A 26,423-nucleotide genomic window follows, 5' to 3' on the forward strand; every position below is an offset into this window, starting at 1 on the left:
CGGGTTGCCGTAGCCTTCGGTCCATTTGGCTCGTACAGCCAACTTTCTGCCTATCACTGCGCCATTGGCGCCCAACTCCCCCCGCTTTTGTCTGCTCCCAATTCGTCCTCTGGCTCTGCTCGCACCAACCACTTACCGCTGTACATTTCCTTGGCTTTGCTGGCTACTATGCTGGCTTGCTGGTTTTTGTGGCCTGCTTTTCAAACTACTCTCCGCGAAGGATTCACGGTATTGCGTAGCGGCGAGCAGCCCCGCATTGCCGCTTGGATGCACCAGTTTGGCTACTGGGGGCCAGTAGTATTAGTACTGGGCATGGTGGTACAAATGTTTTTGTTTGTCATCAATGTTGTACTGCTGATTTTGGTAGCCATCCTTGCCTACGGGCCTTGGTGGGGCTCCCTGCTGGCACTCGGCGGGGTCGTAGTGGCTTCTAGCGTGGGCTACGCCTTGGGCTGGGCACTGGGCGAGTCTTTCGTGGCCCGGCTGCTGGGTCGCAAAACCGAACGTCACGTAGTCGATATTGTGCACGACTACGGGGTGTGGGCAATTATCATTGCCCGCCTCTCTCCCGCCCTGTCCGACGACGCCATCAGCTTTGTGGCCGGACTGGCCCGAATGGGCTATCTTAAATTTATCACGGCTACTGTGGTAGGAGTAGTGCCTCTTATTGCCCTGCTGGCCTACTTAGGAGAGGAAAGCCAGCGGCTCAAAACTGGGCTTCTATGGGTGTCGGGGGTAAGTGTTGTGCTGTTTGGCGCCTACATTTGGTGGGACCGAGGCCGCAAGCGTGAAAAAAAATCTGCCTGATATTACGGTAGTTAGCCCATCATCTTCGTTTTTTTCACATTGCCCTCTTGCGCTGAATCCATCGGGTTGTATCTTTGCAGCACCAAAACGGAAAAACGTCTGGTATTCTGGTCCGTTCGTCTAGGGGTTAGGACAGTAGATTTTCATTCTACCAACAGGGGTTCGATTCCCCTACGGACTACACAAAAGGCCTTCTGCTTCTTTAGCAGAAGGCCTTTTTGTTTTTGCGCTATCAGAAAAATCCTGTTTTTGGCGTGAAAAATGTGGAGCACTAATGCGGGTACCTGCCCACTCGTTCTACCTTTGCAGTGTCGCCCTTGTGCCGCTGGTTCCGATTTTTCGCTGCTTCCTGTCTGTTGTGCTGAAATCCGCTGATTTCCAGAGTTCGTCGGCCCGTCCGATGCGTATTGTTCTGCTTGCTTGCCTGCTCTTGCTGAGTGTTTCTGCGGCGTGGGCACAACAGGTTCCCCTCCTGCGCGACCTGAGTTTGCGCACGGACACCACGCGCTACTCCATGAGCCGCAACACGGTGATGGTACAGGGAGAGCCAAACGTGTACTTCTACTACCGCCAGGACGACGAAACGGCTGAGCTACTGGTTTACCCCCAACTGGTACGATCTACCGCCCCCCTACGCTTGGTGCGCTCAGCCGATTTTCAGCTTATTGACTCCCTAACTGCCGTGGAAGGTGGGCAATACTACCGGGCTAAGCTGCGCTTTAAAGACTTGGGCGTAAACCGATTCCTCAGCCTGTCGTTCCGCCAGCTCGCCGATTCGGCTGGTCAAGCCCCTCTGACTCAAACGGTAAAGCTGCTTCCCGTTACGCGCACTAACCTGGAGTTGCGCCCCGCTGATACGGAGCTATTTATTGGAGAAGAGAAGGTATTTGACCTGATCAGCAACAACGTGAAAAACATTCGGGTAAGCCCCGAGTGGACCCACGGCCAAGATATCGACTACCGCATTGAACAGGACAAAGGCACTTTGCGCCTGCATGTGCTACCCAATGCCCTCGGCACGCGCTTACTTACCCTGCGCCCCCAAACGGAGCGGCCATTTCTTACCGATAACAACCGCCGCGTAACCTACGCCCTGCCTCCCATACGGCAGGAGTTCACGGTGAAGGCCGCTCGCCTCCGCTTTCTCAGCGTCGATAAGAAAGAAATTACACTGGATGAGGCGGCCCAACGGCGGGGAGTGGAACTGATTTTGGATAATGGCCGCACGTTTGACCTGAAGCGCACCTACCGCATTGAAGACCAGGAGGAAGCCGGGGGAGCTTTGATTGCGGAGCTATTTACCCGTCAATACCTCACCAACGACCGGGTGTTGTGCTGGCTGCGGGTATTCAACACGCACCGCCAAACGGAAAGCTACCTCTACATCAAGGAAAACGACCAAGCCAAGTACGTTACCAATTTCAACATTTCGCCTAAAACCAGCATCACTACGGTGAGTGTGCGCCACCGCGGCAGTGACTGGACTACTAATACTAGTGTGAACCCCGGTGAAACGGTAGATGTGCGCTTGGAAGGGCAATCCTTAGCACGTGCCCGGTTTCACTTCGAAGATGTACAGATAGTACCTTCCGACTCCAGCATACGAACTGACGTGGCAGTAGTATACCGCCTGCAGGTACCCGTCACTATCGACAAAAAGCGCATTACAATTTATAATGCGGGCCAGCCTACCGGCCATAGCTTATCGGTACGGGAATTTCAGCGCCCTCACCCTCTTGATTTTGTGGGTGTCACCTTTGGCGAATCTCCACGCCCATTAACCCGCCTCAATGGTCCGGTCTTGTATGATCGGACTATTCGCGACGTAGTATTTAGCTTCAATTCCGGTAGTATCGATTCCGACCAACAGTTGTACGGCAAGCAATACCTCACCTTTGATATTCGTACGCAGAATGCAAAAGGGGAGTTAATTGAGATGCGGACTGTTGATAACGTAGTAATATGCCCCGATGGCAACTCCGTGCGTGCGGCCTTCTACCAGGACAAACAGTGTCAGGTAGGCAATATTAGTCTGAACAGTCTACTGAACTACCGCAAGACCTACGACCTGGACGACTGGAGTACTATCATTATTACCGTAAAGCACACGCAAAGCCAATATCAGGAGCCCGGCTTCTCGCAGAAGTTGGAGCTAGTACTACAGCGCCGGGTAAAATTTGATATTGATATCAGTTTTCCAGCTGGTTTGCTTACCAAGCAGCTAACCGGCACAGTAGACAAGAATAACTATACGGCGTTCAGTGGCATCAGCTTAGCAACCCTAGCTCAGTTCAGCTTTTATAACCCGAACAAAATCAACAAATTACGCCCTTATAAAGTAGGGGCGGGTTTTGTAGCGCTAAACGCATTTAACCTCAACAACGAAAATCAGAACCGAGACTTAGGGATTGTGGTGATAGGGTCGGTATACCCAACTCGTAGTGATGCTAAGCTAACATTCCCACTATACCTGGGAGGTGGCTACCTGATGAACAACGGTAACTTCTTCTTTCTTTTCGGACCAGGTATTGGCGTGCGTTTGTAGAAAGTGAGAAGTACATAATCCGAGGTCCGCGGCGAGGAAATTTTTCTACTTGCCGCGGACCTCTGCGTATGGGGATAGGCAAGAGCTACGCTGTAGTAGCTCTGATGCATACTAGTCTTTGTCATCTATGTCGGCCCCCATTACTGCTCCTACTTCTCCTGCCACCTCCGCCTCGCCTTTCACGCCCCTAAAGATTCCCTTCTTCCGGGTGCTATGGATTGCCTCCTTTGTATCGAACATTGGAACGTGGATGCAGAACGTAGGAGCCGTGGGCCTGATGACACAGCTGACTCCCTCGCCCGTGTTGGTGGCCCTGCTGCAGACAGCATCGGCGCTGCCCGTGTTTCTGCTGAGCTTGCCCGCTGGCGCCCTTGCCGATCTGGTGGACCGGCGCAAGATGTTGCTCCTTACCCAAACCTGGATGGCGGCCACCGCCCTTGTGCTGGCTACGGTCACGCTGCTAGGCTACACGACCCCTTGGCTGCTACTGCTGCTCACGTTTATGTTGGGCCTGGGTGGCGCGCTCAATAACCCCGTTTGGCAAACTGTAACCCCCGAGCTGGTACCCCGCCAGGAACTACCCCAGGCCATTGCGCTCAATAGTGTAAGCTTCAACTTAGCGCGGGCCTTTGGTCCTGCTCTGGGCGGCTTGGTTATCGGCTATTTTTCGGCGGGAGCCGCCTTCATGCTGAACGGATTATCATTTTTGGCTACGATGTACATGGTGTGGAGCTGGAAACGCGCCCCCCAGGCTACTTCTACACTAGCTACAGAGCGGGTAGTAGCTGCTATTCGGGGTGGCATACGGTACGCACGCTACGCGCCACCAGTGCAGCATATTCTGGTACGGGGCGTTTGCTTCACGTTTGGCGCTAGTGCGCTGTTCGCCCTGATGCCGGCCGTAGTAGCCCGACGCCTACACGAGCCTACTTCCTTCTACTCTATGCTGCTTTCCTGCATGGGCTTGGGAGCTGTGCTGGGCGCATTCATTCTGCCACGCCTTAACCGCCGCCTCACCATCGATTGGCGTGTGACGCTGGCTACCACTGCGTTTGCGGCCGGCTTGGTCGGTCTGGCATATGCTGATAACCACTGGCTGCTGTATGGGCTACTGGTGCTGGTGGGGCTGGCCTGGATGCTGGTATTGAACTCCTTTAGCGTGGGCGTGCAAACGGTGGTACCCCGGTGGGTTCAGGCTCGCACCATCAGTCTTTATCTGCTCACCATACAAGGCGGTATGGCCCTGGGTAGCGTGGTATGGGGTGCCGTGGCCGAACGGCTGGGCTTGCCGCTAGCGTTGGCGGGGGCGGCGGTCTGGCTAGGTCTGAGCACGTTGCTCGTGCTTCGCTTTTCGCTGCGCACTGGTGAAGGTCTCGATTTCACCCCGGCGCGCCCTCGTTTGGAGCCCGTACTGGCTACTGAGCCTGCTCCCGAAGAAGGCCCGGTCATAATTACCACTACCTACCACGTAACTTCCGACAACCGGCCTGCTTTCACCTACCTCATGGAACAGTTGGCGCGCATTCGGCGGCGCGAAGGAGCTATAGGCTGGGGCCTGTATGCCGATCTAGCCGAGCCAACGCGCATGGTAGAATACTTCATGACGGAATCATGGGAGGAACACGCCCAGCAGCACGAGCGAGGCGTCGGCCGCGACGAGGCCGACCTGAAAACCCAGATCAGAGCGCTGCACGAAGGTCCCGAGCCGCCTACCGTGTCGCACCTGCTGGCTCAGCACTACCAGTCTACGGCTACCCCACCCGTAATGGTACCCGGTAGCACCCGCCTAGTTGCCAGCACGGCTGGCGAAGCGACAGCATAGGGCGGGGAAAACGAGCAATAAGTAAGGGTATACTTGAGTCTTCTAGTTGAAGCCAAAACCTTATGGCTCCTCTGCGGCTTTCTACCTGTCGTTCCCCTCTCACTCTTCATGAAACTTCTCTACAGCTACCTCCGCCACTATTGGGGCCTACTAGCGCTGGCCTTGTTACTGGCGGCCATCAACCAGGTATTCTCCCTTCTTGACCCTTACATTCTGCGGCAAATTATTGACCGCTACGTGACACCTTCCCTACGGAACTCCCAGCATCCTACTTTCTGGCAGTTTCTGATGGGTGGGGCGGGCCTTCTAATTCTTAAAGCTCTGGGCGTAGCCATGGTGTCGCGCATTGCCAAAAACTTTCAGGACTACTACACCAACGTCATCACCCAGCGGTTGGGAGCCGAGCTTTACTCCGATGGCCTGCGTCATTCCCTGGAGTTACCGTATCAGGTGTTCGAGGATCAGCGTTCGGGGGAAACTCTGGGCAAGCTACAAAAGGTGCGCACCGACGTGGAGAAGCTTATTCAGAGCTTTGTGAACGTGTTGTTTATCTCCCTGGTAGCCATTCTGTTCGTATCCTGGTACGCCATCAGCGTGTATTGGCCCATTGCGGTGGTGTACTTTCTCACGATTCCGCTGCTAGGCTCCCTGAGCCTATTTTTAAGCAAGCGCATTAAGGTGATTCAGAAAACCATTGTGGCCGAAACCACGGCACTGGCCGGTTCCACCACGGAAAGCCTGCGCAACATTGAGTTGATTAAGAGCCTAGGGCTAGCTCAGCAGGAAACCCAACGCCTGAATACGACCACCGATAAGATTCTCAAGCTGGAGCTGAAAAAGGTGCGCTACCTCCGCTCCTTATCATTTGTGCAGGGCACCTTCGTGAACCTGATGCGCAACGTGATTCTGATGATGCTGCTGTTTTTGGTAGTGCAAAAGATTATTTCAGTAGGCGAGTTCTTCTCCTTCTTTATCTACTCCTTTGCCATCTTCGGGCCACTGCAGGAAATGGGCACTATTATCAATGTGTACCGTGAAACAGAAGCTTCCTTGGCTAACTACCAGCTTATTCTGGACACGCCGAAGGAAATAAAGCCCGCCCAACCCAAAACCATCCGGCAGATTGAGACGCTGGCTTTCGACAGCGTGCATTTTCAGCACCTCACGGCCAACGTACCTGCCCTGTCTGGCATCAGCTTCCAAACTAAACTAGGCGAAACCATTGCTTTCGTAGGTCCCTCGGGCTCGGGTAAAACTACGCTTGTAAAGCTGCTAGTAGGCCTCTACCCGCCCGCTGAAGGCCACATCCTATATAATGGCATTTCGGGCACTGAGCTCGACCTTGACACTCTGCGCGAGCAGATTGGATTTGTAACGCAGGATACGCAGCTTTTTGCGGGCACCATTCGGGAGAATCTGCGTTTTGTGGCCCCAAATGCTACCGATGAGCAGTGCATTCAGGCGCTGCACCAAGCCGCTGCCGACGGGCTACTGGCCCGCGCCCCACTGGGGCTAGACACGGTAATTGGTGAGGGCGGTGTGAAGGTTTCGGGCGGGGAGAAGCAGCGCCTTAGCATTGCCCGGGCCCTGCTGCGCCGCCCCACGCTGTTAGTTTTCGACGAAGCTACCTCCGCCCTCGACTCGCTCACGGAGGAAGAAATCAGCCAAACGGTACGGGAGTTGTCGGGCTCCCGCCAGCACATTACCATTCTGATTGCTCACCGCCTCAGTACCATCCTCCACGCCGACCGTATTTTCGTGCTAGAACGTGGTCATGTAGCCGAGGCCGGCCGCCACGAGGAGTTACTGGCCCAACGTGGGCTTTACTATGCCATGTGGCGCCAGCAAATTGGCGAGCGGCCGCAGGAAGCCACGCCGCGCGCTACCGCTATGGTATAGCTTAACATAAGGCTACAAGATGAAGCAGGCGAGTTTGGTGGCATGGCCCCTAGGCTGCCTGCTGCACTAAGCAGGAGGAGCGTGAGGCTCAACGGTAGGGAGGTGAGTAACCGTAGCACTTCCTGCCGTTTTCTCCATTCTAAAACGCACCAAAATTGGACTTCTGGCGTTATATAATCAGACTGCTTCGGCACGATTCCTGATTTGTTTGGTTTCTCACCTCACGCCTCTCCAATGACGCTCCACTCCCGCCTTTTCCGCCGCTTTGCAGGCCTCTGGCTTGCCGGGTGGCTGCTGATTACCACTGCTGCTACGGCGCAGACCTCTTCTTCGGGCCAGCGCGATGTGCTGCGCGAAATCACTGACGTGGTGGGCCTGAAACCCCGCTTCGAGCTACGCTCCACTACGGCTGTGCAAAACGCAGCAGCGGTAGTGTACGACGGCAAGCGTTACCTTTTGTACAATCCGCAGTTTGTGGCTTCCGTAAACCGGGCAGGCCGTACCGACTGGGCTGGTATTAGCATCTTGGCCCACGAAATGGGTCACCACCTCAACGGCCACACCCTGCGTGCCGGTGGCTCAAACCCCGCCGATGAGTTGGAAGCCGACGAGTTCTCGGGCTTTGTGCTGCGCAAGATGGGCGCTAGCCTCGCTGAAGCCCAGGCTGGTATGGCCGTTGTATCTGATGATGAAGCTTCTCCTACGCACCCTGGTCGCCGCACCCGCTTAGCCTCCATCAGCGAAGGCTGGCAGCGGGCCAACCAGCAGATTGTAGCCAGCATTCGTACCACAGCTCCTTCCGCTACCCCCGCAGTGCTGACCAACCGACCAGCTATGCAAGCCGCTCCTGCTCTGGCTACGTCCAGCGGTTCGCCGGTGAGCGTGCTGGGTAAAATCACTTTTCGCGACAACCCTAGCGTGCCTTACTACCTCACCAATCACCTCAACGTAGTTCGCCTCGACCGGGGTGACCGCACGGCCCAGGTGGTAGGGCGCATCACCCGCTCCGATGCAGAGGGCTTCCCCTATGTGCTGGTAGATGGACAGCAGCGCCGCCTCTACATCAGCCAAGACGGTAGCATTTACAACGCTCAGGGCCGCCAGGTAGCGCTCCTCACCGACCCCTCCTAAGCTACTGCATACCTTTCTAAAAGGCTGTTCTTCCTTGGAAGAACAGCCTTTTTTGTTGCGTAACAGCTACAGCACCAACGCTCGTAAGGCTACCTTTGAACCTCACGCTCTTACCTATGACTTCCTTACCCTTTCTGCTGGTTGATGCTTTCACCGATACCGCACTGGCGGGCAACCCTTGCGCCGTAGTGCTGGATGCGGACGCGCTGACGGACGACCAGATGCAACGCCTGGCCCGTGAGTTTAATCAGTCAGAAACGGCTTTCGTGCGCCGCTCAACGGCAGCTGAGTTTAGTGTGCGCTACTTCACGCCCGCTGAGGAAATCCCGTTGGCCGGACATCCTACTATTGCCACCATTACGGCCTTGCTACATACGGGCCGCCTACCGCAGCCCACCACTGAGCCTCTTACCCTGCAGCTAGAGCTGTTGCACGGCCCCATCCAGATTGAGGTGCGGCCGCCCAGCACACCTGGCACCCCGGCGCGGGTGCTGATGACGCAACGCCGCCCTACTTTCGGGCAGCTGCACGACCCAGCCATAGTTCTGCCCCTGTTTGGTCTCAGCCCCGCCGACCTCGTGCCCGGCTCCGTAGTGCAGACGGTGAGCACCGGTACACCCCAGCTCATGATGCTACTGCGGGACGCCGATACGTTGCGCCGCGCCCACCTACCCGACTTCGCCGCCCTCGACCGTTACCGAGCCAGCGCTGACTTTTTCAGCTCCCACCTGTTTTGCCTGGGGGGCGCTACCCCAGCTGGCCAAACCTTTGCTCGCCACTTCTGCACCCCACCCGATGTGCTGGAAGACGCCGTAACGGGCTCCGCCACTGGGGGTATGGCGGCCTACCTCTGGCACTATGGCTACTTGCCGGAATCCCAATTCGTGGCTGAGCAGGGCCACTGGATGGGACGGCCAGGCACGGTAGAAGTAAGCGTACTGGGCCCCCGTGAGGCTATCGAGCTAGTGCAAATTGGTGGTACGGGCGTGGTAGTAGTGCAAGGGCAGCTCCGTGCGTAACAACTTGCCGGTGTTTTCACCCGGCCGGGGCCAACGCGGGAACGGAGCCCACCGTAGCGCTTGTTACCACTTGCTGGGGCCGTCTATAAGCCTCGTTATCCTTCGCCTGCTACCCCCGACTCTGACTCTGAATGCCTGAATTACCCGAAGTTGAAACATACCGCCGCTTTCTGGATGATTTAGTGGTGGGCCAGACCATCACTGAGTTTGAAGTAAAGGATGCTCACGTCTTGGCTACTGATGAAGATACGCTGCGCCGGGCGTTGGTGGGCTGCACCATTACGGCCACCCGTCGGCTAGGTAAGAATTGTTTTCTTCTACTCGATGACGGCCACGTACTAGTGCTCCACTTCGGCATGACGGGCGACGTAGGCGCCTACCGTGATGAAGCCGATGCTCCCCGCTTCACCCGCGTGGCCCTGCACCTAAGTTCCGGCCTGCGCGCCGCCTTCGTAGACCCGCGCAAGTTTGGGCGCATTCGGCTGGCCGACAGCGTGGAGTCGTACCAACTAGCCAAAAAGCTGGGCCCCGATGCGCTTGACATCACAGCGGCACAGCTCCAGGAAAAGCTAAGCCGCCGCAAAACCATCCTCAAACCCCTGCTGCTGGATCAGGCCATTACAGCAGGCCTCGGCAACTGGATTGTAGATGAGGTACTGTTTCAGGCCCAGATTCATCCGGAGCGCAGGGCCAATACGCTTACGGAAACCGAGTTTAGTGGGCTTCATAAGGCCATTCAGCTGGTACTACACACGGCCATCGACCACGAAGCTACCTACCGGCACTTTCCTGCCTCTTTCCTCATCCATGCCCGCGAGTGGGACGACTCCGCCACGCCCGGCACCGATCAGCACCACTACTGCCCCCGCCACCCCCAAACGGCCATCGACAAAGCTTACGTGGGTGGGCGCGCAACGTACACCTGCCCTACGTGCCAGCCTGTGCCCGCCGCTTAGTTATGGGCATGACAGTAGTTCCCAAGTAGTGCGTAGTTTCAAGCATGCTATGACGGTATTCTGGGACTAGCCCACGGCTTCGTAATTCCCTCGTCCAACGCCGGTTAAGATAATCATACGGGTTCCAAAGCCGAGGAGTAGAGTAGTACCAGCAGGGCGCTTAAGAAGTAAGCAAGTCAAGTGCTAAGGAAAACGTAGGGTACCAAGATGCAAGAGAGCCACTGGCGGCGCGCTAGTGGCTCTCAGTAATAAGTACCCAACTAGGGCTGGTCTTATACTTCGTTGTTTTTCTTCTCGGCTTTGCGGGTCAGGGTAGTCAGCCACGACTGGCTGGCTTCCGATTCGCTTTCGTAGCCCCGGCGCCGCTCGTCGCCGAGGGGGCCGCCCGGACCGGGGAGCGTACGATTTACCCAGCTCAGTACATCGGCCGTAGTACCGGGAAACAGGCCGTGGAAGGCAGATAGCGCCTTGGCTGGCACGCTCAGGATAACTTCCGCATCGCCACGGCGGCAGGCATTCCAAATCTGCCGGCCCGCCGCATCCGCATCCATGGAGAGCATAGGTAGAGAATCGGCAATGATGAAGGCGGCATACTCCTTTTTGTGCTGCCCCTTAACGATGGCGTGGCGGGCGCTACCAGTTCGCATCAGGCCGGGGCACACCGTAGTTACTTGCACGCCGTACTGCAACAGCTCGGCCCGGAAACTCTCCGACAGCCCCACCAGGGCAAACTTGCTGGCACAGTAGGGCGCCAAGTGGGGTACGGGCACCTTTCCGCCTACCGAGGCAATGTTTACAATGCGCCCTTCGCCGCGCTGGCGCATGGCTGGCAACACGGCCTGCATGGCATGCAAGGGCGCCCAAAAGTGGGTATCCATCGAATCTTGATAGTCGCGCAGCTCAATGTTATCGAGGGGCCCGGCCGTGATGATGCCAGCGTTGTTGATCAGTACATCAATGTTGCCTAGTTGGTGCTGTACCTCAGCTACTAGGGTTTGTACTTCCTCGGCGTTGGTAAGATTGCGCACCAGCGTGAGCACTTCAGCACCATCTTGCGCTAACTCTTGGCGGGCGCGCTCCAACTCGTCGGCATCGCGGGCACAGATGGCAACTTTGGCTCCTTCGGCCACGGCTTGGCGGGCCAAAATCAGGCCTAGGCCCCGTGACCCTCCCGTGATAAGTACTACCCGTCCCTGCAGGTCGTAGTTGCCGCGACGGTTAGCGTAGAGGGTGGCGGCCAGCAAGGCGCCCATACCGGCCGCGGCGGCCAGCAGTGAATTTCGAGTTTCGCGGTTCATAACAATGGAAGCATGTAACAAAACAATACCTAGTGTAAGGAAACCAGGTAGTAAAGGTTGCGCCGAATGAGGTGCGTATTTTGTTTCAGCACGGAATAGAATGCTCAGAATTAGCGTTGCGTAAGGCAGATTCCATTTCTGGCATCATCTTTACCAGGAACTGGATTCTGCTGCCTGCACTCCGGCATCTGCGTTCTGTCTTTTGCTTTTACTGATATGAAAACCTTCCTCCTTGCAGCTAGCCTAGTGCTAGTAGCGCCTACTGCCCTGCTCGCCCAAACGACGGCCGCCAAACCCAAGCCCAAAACCACGGTGGCTACCCCAGCTGCCCGCCCAGCACCTACTGCTCCCAACGCGGCGCAGGTAGAAGCTCGCGCCAATGCCCTCACCGAAAACATGCAGAAGGCATTGGGCCTCACGCCTCAGCAAGTAGAAAAGGTACGCCAGATTAATATGGTTAGCGTGCGGGGGGTAGAGACGGCCCGCCAAACCTACCGTCGAGACATGCGCAAAATGACGGCCGTAGTGGATGACATTGGCCAGTCGCGCCTTGCTATGCTAAAGGAAACTCTCACTGCCGCGCAATTCGACAAATACCAGCGGAAGCGCGAGGAGAAAATGGGCGTGCCCACCGGCCAAGCCAGCCAGGGCAATGCCGTGCCCGGCCTCCCCGACCGGTACCAGGAGTAGCAACCAACACCCCGTACGTAAAGAAGCCGCTGGCTTAGTTGAACAACTAGCTGAGCGGCTTCTTTACGTACGGGGAGTAGATGGGTAGAGTGCTAGCCCAGAACCTGAAAACTGAGCTTGACGATAAATGCGCCTACCACAACCAAGAATAGGATGCGCACAAAGCCCGTGCCGTGACGCAGGGCCATGTGGGCGCCCAGTGTGGAGCCAATAATGTTGCAGATGGCCATGGGTATGGCTACTTGCCAGAGAATTTGGCCGGTATAGGCGAAGTAGGCCAGCGCCGCCAGGTTGGTAGCTACGTTTACTAATTTGGCCGATGCTGAGGACGTAATGAAGTCATAGCCAAACAACCCCACGAAGGCAAAAAGCAGAAAAGAGCCGGTGCCGGGGCCAAAGAAACCATCATAGAAACCAATAATCATTCCGACGAGGGCACCGTAGAGAAGCTCGCGGCGGGCAGATAAGCGCGGGGCGTGCATGGAGCCAAAATCCTTGCGCCAGAAGGTGTAGAGGGCAATGAGGATAAGCAGCCCCAACACTAGGGGTGGCAGCAGTTGCTGGGGTAGGTGGCTCACTACCCGCGCCCCGAGGAAGGAGAAAATGCCCGCTACGGCGGCCGCAGTGCCTACCGCCCACCACTGTAGGGGCACCTTGCCCGCGTAGCTGCGCAGCGCCGCCGCAGTACCCATCAGCGACGAAACCTTGCCCGTGCCGAAGATGGTAGGTACGGGCGTGCCTTTCAGCAAGATCAGCATGGCGGGTAGCTGAATAAGGCCGCCCCCGCCCACAATGGCATCAATGAAACCCGCCAGAAAGGCAAATAGGCACAGCAGCGTAATCGTAACAAGTGAAATCATAGGGCCGCGAAGGTACACGGTGCGGCTTGGCATTCCGAGCAATAAGGGATTGTAGCAGCTTGAGGGGTTGTATTGGGGTGGCCGAAGCATCTGCTGGGAGTAGCACTAAACTTCCTGGGTAGAACGGAGGTTATGGAGGCTATTCATCCTTCTGCCATGGAAACTACATCGAACCTTCGTGTGAGCGTACTGGACCAGTCGCCGGTACCCGTGGGGCGCACCCCGCGCGAGGCCTTGCACCATACTATTGAGCTAGCACGCCTGGCCGACCGGCTGGGCTTCACCCGCTTCTGGGTATCGGAGCATCATAATACCAATACGCTGGCTGGCTCGGCCCCCGAGGTGCTGCTGGCCCGGCTGGGCGCCGAAACGTCGCGCATCCGGCTCGGTTCGGGTGGGGTGATGCTTCCCCATTACTCATCTCTGAAAGTGGCCGAGAACTTCCGCCTGCTCGAAACCTTATACCCCGGCCGCATTGATCTGGGCATTGGGCGCGCGCCCGGCTCCGACCGCATTACGGCCCATGCCCTCAACCCCCATAATACCTTTAGCGACGAAGACTTTGCCGAGCAACTCATGGATTTGCGGGCCTACCTACGCGACGAAGTAGTGGAGGATACCATTCATGCTAAAGTAAAGGCGGCCCCCTTCACAGACACCACCCCGGAACTGTGGCTGCTGAGTAGCAGCGGGCAAAGCGGTCTGTTTGCAGGGCATGTTGGGGCGGCGTTTTCGTTTGCCCACTTCATCAACCCCAACAGTGGCCCCAAGCTTACCCAGCTCTACCGCGACCGGTTTCAGCCCTCACCGGAGTTAGCCGCGCCTCAGGCCAACGTGGCCGTGTTTGTAGTGTGCGCCGATACGGCGGGCCGCGCCCAAGCGTTGGCCGACAATCTAGCCCTGCAAATGCTGAAACTAGAAACCGGCAACTACTCCCCCATTGATGCGGTAGAGAAAGTAGATGTCTCGTCCCTGTCTGCCGATCTGCTTCACCGCCTAGCCTATCACCACCAGCGTATTGTGAGCGGCACGCCCGACCAAGTGAAGGAGGAACTCACCGCCTTGGCGGCCAGCTATAAGGTAGATGAGGTAGTGGCCGTTACCATTACCCACGACTATGATGACCGCCTTCGATCCTACGAATTGCTGGCAGATGCTTTCCAGCTCTCCCCTACCCCCGGCCAGAACCTGCCCGTGTTTGCTACGGCCGCGGTGTAAGCCCCGCTTCTTGTAGACGCCTTACATTGTTCTTACGCGCGCTTGAAACCGCTCCGGCCTATTGGGCCGGAGCGGTTTTTCATTTTCCTCCAGTTGCTACCTCCACTCTAATGAAGCGTGGTAGTCGCGTTTTTAACATTGGTAAAAAGAAACGTGTGCCCTGCTCAAGACCTTTGTCTCACACATTTCTTCTCTGCAATGCATTGGTTATCTCTTATACTAGCCGGGTTGGCCGAAGTCTTATTTGCGTTCTGCCTGGGCAAAGCAAAACTAGCAGCGGGCTCCGAGGCCATTAGCTGGTACGCGGCCTTCGCAGGTTCTGCGGCCCTCAGCTTTTATCTGCTGAACCTGAGTTTGGCGCAGCTGCCCCTGGGCACGGCGTATGCAGTATGGACTGGCATCGGGGCTGTTGGCACCGCGTTGGTAGGCGTCCTCGTATTTGGCGCCCCTCTATCAGGCCCCCGCCTGTTCTTCCTCTCTACCCTGATTGGCTCGGTAATAGGCCTGAAATTCGTGGCGCACTAAGCGCGCGGTGTCTTCTTGAACTGCGCCCGTACGCGGCTCAGCGTTACTTGCGTAATACCCAGGTAAGACGCAATATGCCCTAGTGCCACGCGCTGCAAGAGCTGTGGGTTCTGCTCCAGCAGGTCCGCGTAGCGCTCCGCGGCAGTCCGAAACTGCCGTGCAATGAGTTGCTGCTCTGTTTGCAGCCACACGCGTTCCACCATCACCCGCCCCCAGTTGGCTAGGTGCACATCCGTTTGATAGAGTTGCTGCAACGCTTGCGCATTGAACTGAAACAGGCCGCTGTCTTCCAGCAGCTCAATGGTTTCGTAGCTCACGGCCCGCTCCATATAACCGCGAATCGAGACAAGTACCGCTCCTTCGCCGGAAAACCAGAAGGTTACCTCTCGGTCATCCCGCCGGGCATAGGCCCGCGCCAGGCCGCGCTCCAACACATAGATGTGATGGGCCAGTTGGTCATCTCGGAACAAGAGGGTACCGCGGGGTAATTCTACATGCGTAGCCAGAGCCAACACCTTCTCTAAGGAGGCAACTGGCAGCGGATAGGTGGTTTGCAGAAGCTCTGACAAGGTCATGGCAACAGAAAAAAAGCAAAAAGGGCACCGAAGCCCTCAAGATCAGCACCCCATCGGCAATTCAACAAGTCAGCACCCACCATTACGCTTAAGTAAGCAAAGCATGACCTACATTACCATCGAACAGGCAACCGTCCCGAACGTTGACCAACTGCGGCAGATTAGCCGCCAAACGTTTTTCGAAACGTTTTCAGCCAGCAACTCTGAGCAAAATATGCAGGCGTATCTGGAAGAAAGATTTTCCCTTGAAAAGCTAACGGCGGAGCTGCAAAACCCTCATTCGGCCTTTTATTTCGCTCTGCTAGAAAACGCGGTTGTTGGGTACCTGAAAGTAAATGCCGGCCCGGCCCAAACAGAGCTGCAAGACGCAAATGCCTTGGAAATTGAACGCATTTATGTGCTGCAGGACTACCACGGGAAGCAGGTCGGGCAAGTACTATACGAGAAGGCCCTGCAACTCGCTACCCAGGCCCAGGCCAACTATGTGTGGCTGGGAGTATGGGAAGAAAACCTTCGCGCTATCCGCTTTTACCAGAAAAACGGCTTCATGGAGTTTGCCAAGCATGTATTCAGATTGGGTAATGATGAGCAAACTGACATTCTAATGAAGCTTGTATTAGCCCGTAGTTAAGCTTGCACTGCAACGACTTGAGGGTGCCTAGCAAGTAGTATTCAACTTAACACCCAAGGGTTTACTGCCTGAACCAAGCCTACATATGTGGCTATTACATGTAGCTATTCTTTCTAGCGCCTTCCAGCTAAACTTATAATTACTTGTTATTCAAATAGTTATTCTGTATTCTACAGCTAATGTAGATTTTTTCTAAACTGTGTTTTGAATTAATCTAAATAGAGCCGTGCTTTGCATTGTTTTAAATCAGTCTAAACAAGCCCCGCTCTGTCCGATGTCCCGACGTCTACCCCTTCTGGTCCTACTTTCTTCCTTTTCTGCTGCCACCCCACTGTTCGCTGCTACGCCTGCTCTGGGCTCGCCTGTAGTGGCACACGGCGACGACGAGACTGCCCAGCGGGGCCGCATTGCCGGCCGCGTATTAGATACGGAAGGCAAGCCAGTAGAAGGAGTAACCGTGGCACTGAAGGGCACGCCATACGGGGCGACAACCGCCACCGATGGCAGCTTCCGCGTGTCGGCGCCAGCAGGTGCTTACCAACTAGTGGTGAGCAGCATTGGCTACACAACCCAGGAAGTAGCTGTGACCATAACGGGCGGCGAAACGACTACCCTGGCGGCATTTGGCCTCGTAGGCAGCAGCCAGTCGTTGTCGGGCGTGACCGTGACGGGTACGAAGAGCCTCAACCAGCGCCCCACTACCATCAGCAAGTTGCCCGTTGCCTCCCTCGACCTGCCCCAGAGCGCCGTTACGGTAGAGCGGGAGGTGCTAGAGCAACAGCAGGTGCTGCGCCTGAGCGATGCCTTGGTCAATGTGAGTGGCCTGTATGTAACCAGCACCACCGGCGGCACCCAGGAAGAGCTCGGTAGCCGAGGCTTTGCCTATGGCTCAAACAACACCTTCAAGAATGGGGTGCGCTTCAACAACGGCGTGATGCCCGAAGCCTCGTCGCTGGAACGCATGGAAGTGCTGAAAGGCAGCGCCGCTATTCTGTACGGCAACGTGGCAGCCGGTGGGGTACTGAACCTAGTAACGAAGAAGCCTCGGTTTGAGCAGGGCGGCTCGGTAGCGCTGCGCGTTGGTAGCTTTGGCTTCTGGAAGCCAATGGTAGACGTGTACGGCGCGGTAGGCAAAAGTGAAAATGTGGCGTTCCGCCTGAATGGCACCTACGAGCAAGGCAACAGCTACCGCGACGAAGTAAAGTCGGACCGCGTGTATGTGAACCCCTCCCTGCTGTTTAACCTCACGCCCAAAACAACCCTAGTAGTAGAGGGCGACTACCTGCGCGACAACCGCACGCCCGACTATGGGGTTGGGGCCATTGACTACAACGTTCTTGAGTCGCGCAGCCGGTTTCTAAACACGCCGGGCGCCAAGAATGCTACCACGCAAACCAGCACCACGGCTACCCTTTCCAGCCGCCTAAACGACACGTGGCAAATCCGGGGGGTAGCAGGCTTTCAGCGCTACGACAATGAGCTACGAACCGGCAACCGCCCCGTAGGTATTAACAATGGCACCATGCCCGAGGTAAAACGTGGCAATACGGTAATAGCCAAAGCCCACCCAAAAGCCAGCTTGTATGGTGACTGGCAGCGCACATTGTCCCGCACTCAAACCAGAGAAAACTACTACCTAGCTCAGCTGGACCTAACCGGGCAATTCCAGACTGGTTTCTTGGGCCACACCTTGTTAATTGGTGCTGATGCCGACCAGTACCAGACGAACGCTCTCACGCACGTAGCACAAGCCTACGACTCGATCAATGTACTGAACCGGGGCAAGGTGCTGAACGCTCCTGCCAACCGAGTAAACAGCTACGAGGATCTGCGCCGCAACACCCGCACCCTGGGCAACACTCGGCGCGCTGGCTTCTACGTGCAGGACTTACTCAGCATCAGCGAAAAGATAAAAGTGCTGGCTGGCGTACGTTGGAGCTACCAGGAAACGCCCAGCGACGTGTATACCTACGCGGCCCCCAATGCGAGTGGTGTGGTAGTAGCCACCGTGAAAGAAAACCGTCGTTTTGATGACGCTTTCTCTCCCCGCCTGGGTATCGTTTACCAGCCCATTAAAACGACGTCGCTGTTCGCGTCTTACTCCAACTCGTTTACTCCTAATACTGGAGTGGACGTGAACAACACGAACTTACCCCCGTCTATCATTGATCAATATGAGGTAGGCATTAAGAACGAGCTGTTCAAAGGTGCGCTGTCGGCCAACGTGACGGCCTACCGAATTGTAAACAGCAACCAAGCCCAGTCAATCCAACAGTTCCTTCCAGGATCAACCGTGCAGAATCCCGCTTGGAGTGCCAGCTTCACGGCGCAGGAGCTAGCTGGTGAGGTAACGAGCAAAGGGGTGGAAGTTGATATTCAAAGCAAGCCCATGTACGGCCTATCGTTCATTGCTGGCTATAGCTACAATAATACGGCCTACACCAAGAGCAACATTTACGAGAACGGTAGCCGCCTACGCTACAACCCTGCTCACACGGCTAACCTGAGCCTGTTCTACAACTTCGGCAGTGCCTTTGGGGAGAATGGCTTCCTGCGCGGCTTCACCGCAGGATTCACTACCTACTATGTAGGCGACAAAGTTGCTGGTCGCAACCCGCGTCAGCAATACAATAAAGATGGTCAGCTTATTCCGGAAACCTACAAGCTCATCAGCATCCCAAACTACCTGCAGCTAGATGCCTCGTTGGGCTACACCTACGAACGGTTCTCGGTGCGGGTGAAGATAGCAAACCTGCTCAACGAGCTGAGCTATAACATGCACGACGACAACAGCGTGAACCCCATTGCTCCCCGCAACTTCTCTGCTACGGCTAGCTACCGCCTGTAAGGGCGCCTAGCTGCCCGTAAGTAACTAGCCCAAACCCGGCTGGTGCCAACCGCAACTGGCTACCAGCCGGGTTTTAGTTACTAAGATAGTCTCCTGCATTTACTTGTTATTTTTGAGAGTCAGGTACTGACGTAGGTATCTGCACAGAAACGCAACGCATGAAAATCTTTTTTCGCAACATTCACCTCTACCTCAGCCTCGTATCCGGGTTGATTATTGCCATCGTGTGCCTCACGGGAGGCGTGTTGGTGTTTGAAAAAGAGCTAGAGCAAGCTTGGCACCCAGAGCGCTACTACGTGGCCGCTCCTGCCGCTGCCCAGCCCTTACCCCTAGCCCAGCTCACGGCCGCCGTGAAGACCTACAAAGCCGACGCTAAAATTGCAGGTGTGAAGGTGTATGCCGACCCTACCCGCACCGTAGAGTTTAATTTGGCTGGTGCTCCCGGTGGTCCCAGTGGCGAGCATAAGGGCGAAGGGGGGCAGCGGAAAGCAGAAGGCGGCGAAGCACGTAGTGAAGCCGGCAGAGGCCAGGGCGCAGAAGGTAGCCGCGGCCAAGGAGGCAAAGCCGGTGCCGAAGGCAAGGGGGGCAAAGGCGGCGGCGAAGGCGGCCGTGGTCCCGTGGTATTCGTGAACCCCTACACGGCTACTGTAACCGGCGAGCTAAACTACCGCGAAACCTTCTTCTTTACCATGATGGCCCTGCACCGCGGAATGGTAGGTGGCCCCATTGGTAAGTTAGTGGTAGGCGTTAGCACGGTTATGTTCCTGTTTATCATCGGTACGGGCATTGTGCTGTGGTGGCCTGCCAGCTGCAAAGCCGTGAAGCAGCGCCTCACCGTGAAGTGGAGCGGCGGCTGGAAGCGCCTGAATCATGACTTGCACATTGTGCTGGGCTTTTACTCGGCGCTGTTTCTGTTCGTGTTTGCCTTCACGGGCCTGGCTTGGTCATTTGAGTGGTTCAACAAGGGGATTTACGCCGTTACCAACTCGCCCATGCAGCGGCCCGAGCCACCCGTGTCGGTGGTGCCTGGTGCTGAGGCTACCGCGCCCGTCACTACCTCTCCGCCTACCGCTACGCTGCCACAGCCTACGGCTCCTAGCGCCCCAACAACCCCCGCGGCCATCACCGCTGATGCGGCCCTAGCCCGCGCCCGCGAGCTGGCGCCAGCGGCCGTTTCTTATGCGCTCCAATTGCCCAAAGACCCCACCGGCAGCGTGAAAGTAACCACCCTGCGCCCACATGCTGTTTATGACAATGCTACTGATGAAGCGTACCTCGACCAGTATTCGGGCCAGGTGCTGAGCCAGCAGACCTACGAGCAGCGGAGCTTGGGCCAGCGCGTACGGGGCATGTTTAAGCCTGTGCACACAGGCTCCATCTTCGGGTGGCCTTCCAAAATTATCAGCTTAGTTGTGTGCGTGCTGGGTTTCACCTTCCCCATTACGGGCACTATTTTGTGGCTAAACCGCCTGCGTAAGGCCAATAAGAAGCAGCGCAAACTAGCCACCGCGTAATCATTTCCTGTCTTTTTACCTTCTCTGCGCGATGAGTACGAAGCACCACCAGTACCGGCTTACCCTGGAGCACGAGGCCACCACCCAACCCGAGCAGGCTCTGCACGCGCCCGTCACGTTCTCATTTGCTAACCACGACGACCTGTTTGCCATTCTCGACCGGGTGCGCAGCGCGCAGGTTCTCCCCGCCGAGGAAGCCGCGTCGCTGGCACTGGGCGTAAAGCTGCTGGGCAATGTACTCCTGGCCCACCGCCACGAGCCCCTGTTCACCGAGCTGTGGCAGGCACATAGCGAGTTTGTGCAGAAACTAAAGAGCCATTCTAAAGCCTCGGCAGCGTAGAACTCCCGCCCGGCTACCTTCGTAGAAACGCTAAAGCGTCAGGCTACTGTAGTCTGACGCTTTTCTTTTAGCCCATGTCCATGCCTCACCTGCCTACGCCACCTGCTGCCCCTCTGCCGCCCGAAAACCGCCTGATAGCCCTCTTGCGCCGGGCGGGCCTACTCGACTGGTTTTTGCTGGGGTTAGTAGGCGCCGTGGCGTTGGCTTACCTGATTCCCGATGTAGGTAGTAAGGCCAGCCCCATTCCCTGGAAGGCCATCACCACCGCTGGCGTCGCCCTGATTTTCTTCTTTTATGGCCTGCGCCTGAGCCTCGATAAGATGAAAGCGGGCCTGCGCAACTGGAAGCTACACGTGGTCGTGCAACTCATCACGTTCGTGGCCTTTCCGGTGCTGGCCCTGGTAGCACGGCCCCTGTTCGATGGCCAGAAGGGCGACCAGTTGTGGCAAAGTATTTTCTTTTTGTGCACGCTGCCCAGCACCGTGTCTACTTCAGTGGTGATGGTCAGCATTGCCCGCGGCAACCTGCCAGCGGCCATCTTCAACGCCAGCATCAGCAGCCTTATCGGCATCATCCTCACTCCACTCTGGACCAGCTTGTTTCTGCACACCTCCGCCGATGGCGGCCACCTGTGGGGACTGGCCGTGAGCCTAACGTGGCAGGTTATTTTACCAGTGGTAGCGGGTGTGCTGCTCAACCGTCGCTTTGGCAGCTTTGCCGAGCAGCACAAAGGCGCCCTCCGCATTTCAGACCAGATAGTGATTCTGCTGATTGTATTCACGGCCTTCTGCGAGTCATTTGCTGAGGGCATTTTTCGCAGCTACGAGCCCCGCGACATTGCTTTGCTGGGCCTGGGCATGGTAAGCTTGTACTTGCTCATCTTCGGGGTAGTATGGGGAATAAGCCGGGTGCTGGGCTTCTCGCGCGAGGACCGGATTACGGCCCTATTCTGCGGCTCCAAAAAGTCATTGGTGCACGGAAGCGTAATGGCCAGCCTGCTTTTTCCGGCTACGGCCGCCACTGGGCTGATTCTACTACCACTCATGCTATACCATGCCCTGCAAATCATCTTAGCTAGCATGATGGCCCAGAATATGGGGCGCGAAGAACCAGCAGTAAGTGCGGCGTAACTGGTCATTAGTTCGCCTATTTCAACGAAAAAGCCCAGCTATGATTAGCTGGGCTTTTTCGTTGAGGCCTTTATGTTTCGTGCGATTAGGCTAGTTCAGCAACCCTCACCTTACGGGGCTTCTTGGTTTTATTGCGGCGTCCCCACCAGATGACGGTGCCCGTGACGGGCAGGCTGGCCGAAATCAGACTAACTAGGAAGGCAACAATCTTGCCGCCTACACCTAGAATCTGACCGGTATGGATGTCATAGTTAGCGTCTGACACTTTGGTGCCAGTGCTTTTGCTGGCGTGGAAGCTAGCCTGTAGCATCTGCCCCGACACGGGATGGAAGCTATAGTCGTCGCGGTAATAGTAGCGGAGTGCTTTCTGATACGTCCAGCAATACGCGGGGTCCTTGCCAGTACCAGTTGGACCTATCAGAATCATTTCCGCCTGGGGTGAGCGGCGGCGCACCGTTTGGTAGACAACGTCGGGCAAGGGTTGGCTTGCAGCAGCTACAGGTTGCAGAGAGTCTACTTTGGCAGTTAGCACATCCTGGGGATACTCGCGGCCACCATTAGCCACAGACGTAACCACATTGAGCATCCAAGGAAAAATCATGAACAAGCCCGTGAGAGCCAGCACCAGCGCAATGCTAGCTGCATAGAAGCCCAGCACATTGTGCAAGTCGTAGTTGACGCGCCGCCAACGGGCACCCCATTTGATGGTGAAGCGTTGCTTGCGCTCCTGCTTGCGCTTAGGCCACCACATCACCACGCCGGTAATAAGCATGATTACAAAAATCAGAACGGAGCCACCTACTACCCACTTAGCTACTGCTTCCGGCAAAAGCAGCGTCATGTGGATGGACTGCACAATGGAGAAAAAGTGAGTGCGCAAGTCGTGCTCATGCAGCACCTGAGCGGTGTAGGGGTTCAGATACACCTGCGTAGGAGCCCCAGACGAGTCGGTGAAGAAAACCGTGGCTGAGCGCTCAGGCCCGAAGTAAGTAACCCAGGTATCCTTGCTAGCTATGCCAGGGTGGCGGGCTAGCGCCGCTGCCTGCAAGCGCGAGGGTAGTACGGGGGCCGTAGTTTGAGCTTCTACCTTGCGCCACGGCTCCGTTAGGTCCCGGATTTCATCCTGGAAGACAAAAATTGCTCCCGTGATGCTTATAATGAACACGATCAGCCCGGACGAAAGCCCAAGCCAGAGGTGCACTTTACTAACTGCTTGCTTAAACGTCATACCCAAAAGTTAATCAACAATTGCGGGAGTAACGGCGACTAGTGCCCAAGCTGAGGCCCAAAGCCCAGGGGTGCCGCACAGGCGAAGAAATGACACAAGCGTCAGCAGTAGGCCCGAAGCCCCTACTGCTGACGCTCGTGTGGCAAAACGGATACAGGCACTAGCTTAGAACTTGTACGCGATGCTGCCAATAATGCTACGCAGCTTCTGGGCATTAAAGGTGGTGTAGCCAATCCAGTAGCGCTCATTGGTCAGGTTGTCCGCCTTCACCGCGAAGCGGTAGTGCGGCAGATCGTAGAAGGCACTGGCGTTGAGCACTGTGTAGCTAGGTAAGGAGAATACGCCTTGCGATACACTGTTAAGAATCTTGTTTTCGCTGGCGTAGTTCCCGCCGAAACCCAGGCCCAGGCCCTTTAGTTTGCCATCTGGCTGGCGGTAGCTAACCCAGGCGTTGGCTAGGTAAGGTGAAGAAGCTGTGTTAGGACGGCGGCCGTTTACGTTTTCATCCGTATCGACAAACTTCGAGTAGTTGTAAGCAAAGCCACCTACCACGTTCAGACCCGGCAACGGATTAGCCGTCAGGCTCAGCTCGGTGCCACGGCTCCACTGGTTGCCGTCCTGGGCGCTGATGGTAAAAGTAGTACCGTCGGGGTTGGTGACCGTGTAGAGGGTACGCAAAATGTTTTGCACTCGAATGTCGTAATAGCTCACCGTAGCGCTTACGCGGCCACCGGCAGCATCCAGCTTCACCCCGCCTTCAATCTGGTTGGCGCGCTCCGGCTTGGTTACCAGCGACTGCCCACCGGCACTCAGGTAGGAGCTGTTCTGGTTATTAAAGCTGTTCTGGTAGTTAGCGAACAGAGACACACGTTCCTTCACCGGCTGGTACACCAAGCCAAACTTTGGCGACACTGCGGTTTGCTTGTACGCTTCTACAGGGAAATACAGTATTCCACCCTTGTTGTCGTAGCGGTCCACACGTACGGCAGCCAGTACACTGAGCTTGTCGGTCAGATTCAGCACGTCCGACACGAAAGCGCTATAGGTATTGATCTTGGTTGTTACAGGGTAGCGCCCTGGAGCCTGGGCGGCGTACGCAGCATCAATGGCGCTTTTGTTGAAGTTGCGGTAATTGTAGCCCGGCACATTGAGTTGCACCGTGTCAATGGTTCCCCCAAAGAACTCGATGTCGGAATCAAGGCGCAAGAAGTCGAGGCCTAGCACCACCCGGTTGCGCAGGCCACCGATGTGGAAGTCGCCGTTGAACAGTTGCTGCACCTGGTACGTCTGGCGGTGGCTATCCTGCGTCGACTGGTCGGCCCGGATTAGGCTACTAACACCGGGCGCGGTGCCTCTACCGAGCGCAATGTCTGAGGCTAGGTAGAAGTACGCCCCGTTGCCTTCGGAATAGCTGCGGCTGGAGGTGAGGTAGGTAGTAGAGGTAAAGCTGGGCGAGATGCGGTAGCGTACCTGCCCAAACAGGTTGGTGCTGCGCGAATCCTGCGTGAGGCCCGGCCCCTGGTACGACTGCCGGTAGTCTAGCGGCGCCTGATCGGCCCGGGAGAAACCAAAGTTATCGACCTTATCAAGGAAGTACAGGTAGATAAGTTGCTTGCCCACGTTGGTGCTCCGGTACACCTCCGCATCCAGGTTGATAGTTAGGCGGTCGTTGGGCTTAAACTGCAGGCTGGGGGCAATGGCGAGGTCTTTGGAAAAGCCCGCGTAGCCCGCGTTCTGAAAGTTATCCTCATAGGTGTAGGCGCCGTTCAAACGAAAAGCCAGCGTCTTGGCGCTATTGAGCGGCGTGTTTACGTCGGCGCTTACCCGGTGAAAACCATAGCTACCCGCCGACGCAACTACCTCGCCACCGAAACGTTCGTAGGGCTTCTTAGTCACGCGGTTGAGCAGGCCACCATAGGAAGTCAGGGCCGAGCCGTACAGCGTAGCTGAGGGGCCTTTGATAACTTCCAGTTTCTCTAGGTTAGCGGCATCAATGGTGCTAGTAACGCCGCCGGCCACGCCATTGCGCAGCTGGCTTGACACGACAAAGCCCCGCGAAGCGTAGAAGGAACCACCGTCGCCGCTACGGCCAGTGGGCTCCCACATTTTCTGCACTCCTGGCGCGTTGCGGGTGGCATCATCCACAGAGAATACTAACTGTTCTGTCAGCAGCTCTTTGCCCACGGTGGCATATACCTGCGGGTTTTCGAGGTTGCTGAGCGGCATTTTATTTACATCAACCGACTCTTTGCGAGAAAACCGGTTAATGCGGGCACCACTTACAATTACTTCCTTCAGCTCCTCGGCATTTTCCGCCAGCATGAAGTCTAGCGTAACGCTCTGGCCGCCGCTTACGGTTACCGTTTTCTCCTCCGACTTCAGGCCAATAGCTGATACCACTACGGTGTACTGCCCGTCGCGCACGCGCTCAATGGTGTAGGCACCCTGCGCGTTCGTAATAGCGCCTTGGGCGCGGCCTTTCAAACCTACGGTAACAGATTCAGCGGGACGGCCGTCGGCCGTAGTAATGGTGCCTCGGATTGCAGCCGATTGCTGCGCGAGCACCGACAACGAGGTGGCCGAAAAAGTGGTAACCAGCCCCAGCAGTCGAAGTGAGTTCATGTTGTACTAGATTATTTAGAACTGTTCTAAAACATCACAAAGTAACGGCAGGAATCTGAGTAAACACAACTTATTTGTAACGATTCTACATAAACTTCCAGTAACACACATTTTCCGTGGTGCTAACTGTTGCGCTTCGAGCTACATAGCGGCTAGCTACGGAAGAAGAAAAAACACAAAACTCAGCACTCTTTGCAAAGTCCTAATTACTGAAAATAGATCAACTGCCCTGCAAATAGCTATCTTTGGGGTTGTGCTTTCTCCCAATAAGATTTCCTGATATGAAAAAACTTCTTCTAGCTTTTACCCTATTCCTAGCAACTGTTACCCTTGCACAAGCGCAAACCCCTACTCAAAAGGTGTTCACTGCCGTTGTAAAAAATAAACCAGCTGATGTAGATGCACTATTAGGAGCCGGAGCTGACGCGAATACCATGGTAGAAATGATGCCGGGCTTTCCTACCACCTTTCTTATCATTGCCGCTGGCAACGGCCACCTCGACGTGGTGAAGGCTCTGCTGAAAAACAAAGCCGCAGTTGACAAGCCCGACTCCTTTAATGCAACTGCCCTCATGGCCGCCGCGGCCAGCGGGCACCAGGAGGTGGTAGCCTATTTGCTGGCGAATGGGGCCAGCGCCAAAGCCAAGGACAAGGATGGCAAGGACGTACTGGCCAGCGCCAAAGAAGGCGGCAACCCCGAAGTACTAAAGCTGATTCAAGCGAAACTGTAAGCTGTTACCGCAGTAACTGAAAGGCGGACTGGTG

At 56.1% G+C, this 26,423-nt stretch carries 21 protein-coding genes and 1 tRNA gene; 17 read left to right on the forward strand and 5 right to left on the reverse strand.

All coding sequences use genetic code 11. The features are described from left to right. Window positions 1–87: 87 nt before the first annotated feature. The 8 genes from CHB83_RS10945 (at window position 88) to mutM (ending at window position 10,179) form a co-directional block, all read left to right on the forward strand. On the forward strand, window positions 88–807 hold the full coding sequence (locus CHB83_RS10945; RefSeq protein WP_245855328.1) for a TVP38/TMEM64 family protein: 720 nt from the start codon (window positions 88–90) through the stop codon (window positions 805–807). Window positions 808–916: 109 nt separating this feature from the next. Continuing rightward, window positions 917–988: transfer RNA gene (locus CHB83_RS10950), tRNA-Glu, on the forward strand. A 177-nt stretch (window positions 989–1,165) separates the two neighbouring features. After that, window positions 1,166–3,352 carry a hypothetical protein gene (locus tag CHB83_RS10955; protein ID WP_143437116.1) on the forward strand — a complete coding sequence of 729 codons (2,187 nt, stop codon included), beginning with the start codon at window positions 1,166–1,168 and terminating at the stop codon, window positions 3,350–3,352. Between the two features lie 127 nt (window positions 3,353–3,479). Next, window positions 3,480–5,174 (forward strand): MFS transporter, encoded by a 1,695-nt coding sequence (locus CHB83_RS10960; protein WP_089332655.1) that lies wholly within the window; start codon window positions 3,480–3,482, stop codon window positions 5,172–5,174. A gap of 108 nt (window positions 5,175–5,282) precedes the next feature. Further along, a complete protein-coding gene (locus CHB83_RS10965; protein WP_089332656.1) occupies window positions 5,283–7,073 on the forward strand; it encodes an ABC transporter ATP-binding protein in 1,791 nt (596 codons plus the stop codon). A 234-nt stretch (window positions 7,074–7,307) separates the two neighbouring features. Further along, window positions 7,308–8,204 (forward strand): M48 family metalloprotease, encoded by an 897-nt coding sequence (locus CHB83_RS10970; RefSeq protein WP_089332657.1) that lies wholly within the window; start codon window positions 7,308–7,310, stop codon window positions 8,202–8,204. A 116-nt stretch (window positions 8,205–8,320) separates the two neighbouring features. Continuing rightward, on the forward strand, window positions 8,321–9,223 hold the full coding sequence (locus tag CHB83_RS10975) for a PhzF family phenazine biosynthesis protein (RefSeq protein ID WP_045687077.1): 903 nt from the start codon (window positions 8,321–8,323) through the stop codon (window positions 9,221–9,223). A 131-nt stretch (window positions 9,224–9,354) separates the two neighbouring features. Further along, window positions 9,355–10,179 carry a DNA-formamidopyrimidine glycosylase gene (gene mutM / locus CHB83_RS10980; protein ID WP_089332658.1) on the forward strand — a complete coding sequence of 275 codons (825 nt, stop codon included), beginning with the start codon at window positions 9,355–9,357 and terminating at the stop codon, window positions 10,177–10,179. Between the two features lie 272 nt (window positions 10,180–10,451). On the opposite strand, the gene CHB83_RS10985 is transcribed toward mutM, so the two are convergent. Then, window positions 10,452–11,477, reverse strand: a complete 1,026-nt coding sequence (locus CHB83_RS10985) for an SDR family NAD(P)-dependent oxidoreductase (RefSeq protein ID WP_089332659.1) — start codon at window positions 11,475–11,477, stop codon at window positions 10,452–10,454. 216 nt (window positions 11,478–11,693) lie between these two features. Between CHB83_RS10985 and CHB83_RS10990 the strand changes: the two genes are divergently transcribed. Beyond that, window positions 11,694–12,167 (forward strand): hypothetical protein, encoded by a 474-nt coding sequence (locus CHB83_RS10990; protein ID WP_089332660.1) that lies wholly within the window; start codon window positions 11,694–11,696, stop codon window positions 12,165–12,167. A 92-nt stretch (window positions 12,168–12,259) separates the two neighbouring features. Here the strand turns inward: CHB83_RS10990 and CHB83_RS10995 are convergent, their stop codons facing one another. Continuing rightward, a complete protein-coding gene (locus CHB83_RS10995; RefSeq protein WP_089332895.1) occupies window positions 12,260–13,027 on the reverse strand; it encodes a sulfite exporter TauE/SafE family protein in 768 nt (255 codons plus the stop codon). Window positions 13,028–13,183: 156 nt separating this feature from the next. On the opposite strand from CHB83_RS10995, the gene CHB83_RS11000 reads away from it, so the two are divergent. Beyond that, window positions 13,184–14,245 (forward strand): LLM class flavin-dependent oxidoreductase, encoded by a 1,062-nt coding sequence (locus CHB83_RS11000; protein WP_089332661.1) that lies wholly within the window; start codon window positions 13,184–13,186, stop codon window positions 14,243–14,245. 198 nt (window positions 14,246–14,443) lie between these two features. After that, window positions 14,444–14,770, forward strand: coding sequence for a DMT family transporter (locus tag CHB83_RS11005; protein WP_089332662.1), 327 nt, complete (start codon window positions 14,444–14,446; stop codon window positions 14,768–14,770). Here CHB83_RS11005 and CHB83_RS11010 read toward each other — a convergent pair. Continuing rightward, window positions 14,767–15,345 (reverse strand): Crp/Fnr family transcriptional regulator, encoded by a 579-nt coding sequence (locus tag CHB83_RS11010; RefSeq protein ID WP_089332663.1) that lies wholly within the window; start codon window positions 15,343–15,345, stop codon window positions 14,767–14,769. The genes CHB83_RS11005 and CHB83_RS11010 overlap by 4 nt on opposite strands. 103 nt (window positions 15,346–15,448) lie before the next feature. On the opposite strand from CHB83_RS11010, the gene CHB83_RS11015 reads away from it, so the two are divergent. The 5 genes from CHB83_RS11015 (at window position 15,449) to CHB83_RS11035 (ending at window position 21,808) form a co-directional block, all read left to right on the forward strand. Next, window positions 15,449–15,976, forward strand: coding sequence for a GNAT family N-acetyltransferase (locus CHB83_RS11015; RefSeq protein ID WP_089332664.1), 528 nt, complete (start codon window positions 15,449–15,451; stop codon window positions 15,974–15,976). A gap of 274 nt (window positions 15,977–16,250) precedes the next feature. After that, window positions 16,251–18,824 carry a TonB-dependent receptor gene (locus CHB83_RS11020; protein WP_089332665.1) on the forward strand — a complete coding sequence of 858 codons (2,574 nt, stop codon included), beginning with the start codon at window positions 16,251–16,253 and terminating at the stop codon, window positions 18,822–18,824. A gap of 158 nt (window positions 18,825–18,982) precedes the next feature. Continuing rightward, window positions 18,983–20,338, forward strand: coding sequence for a PepSY-associated TM helix domain-containing protein (locus tag CHB83_RS11025; protein WP_089332666.1), 1,356 nt, complete (start codon window positions 18,983–18,985; stop codon window positions 20,336–20,338). Window positions 20,339–20,369: 31 nt separating this feature from the next. Beyond that, on the forward strand, window positions 20,370–20,678 hold the full coding sequence (locus tag CHB83_RS11030) for a DUF3861 domain-containing protein (protein WP_089332667.1): 309 nt from the start codon (window positions 20,370–20,372) through the stop codon (window positions 20,676–20,678). A gap of 74 nt (window positions 20,679–20,752) precedes the next feature. Further along, complete coding sequence (locus tag CHB83_RS11035) at window positions 20,753–21,808, forward strand: bile acid:sodium symporter family protein (protein WP_317044786.1); 1,056 nt, start codon at window positions 20,753–20,755, stop codon at window positions 21,806–21,808. 85 nt (window positions 21,809–21,893) lie between these two features. Here CHB83_RS11035 and CHB83_RS11040 read toward each other — a convergent pair whose 3' ends face one another. Next, window positions 21,894–23,036, reverse strand: coding sequence for a PepSY-associated TM helix domain-containing protein (locus tag CHB83_RS11040; RefSeq protein ID WP_089332668.1), 1,143 nt, complete (start codon window positions 23,034–23,036; stop codon window positions 21,894–21,896). Between the two features lie 165 nt (window positions 23,037–23,201). Next, window positions 23,202–25,658, reverse strand: a complete 2,457-nt coding sequence (locus CHB83_RS11045) for a TonB-dependent receptor (protein ID WP_089332669.1) — start codon at window positions 25,656–25,658, stop codon at window positions 23,202–23,204. A 281-nt stretch (window positions 25,659–25,939) separates the two neighbouring features. On the opposite strand from CHB83_RS11045, the gene CHB83_RS11050 reads away from it, so the two are divergent. Beyond that, window positions 25,940–26,389, forward strand: a complete 450-nt coding sequence (locus CHB83_RS11050; protein ID WP_089332670.1) for an ankyrin repeat domain-containing protein — start codon at window positions 25,940–25,942, stop codon at window positions 26,387–26,389. Window positions 26,390–26,423 lie beyond the last annotated feature (34 nt).

The organism is Hymenobacter mucosus, from assembly GCF_900188255.1.
Lineage (GTDB): Bacteria > Bacteroidota > Bacteroidia > Cytophagales > Hymenobacteraceae > Hymenobacter > Hymenobacter mucosus.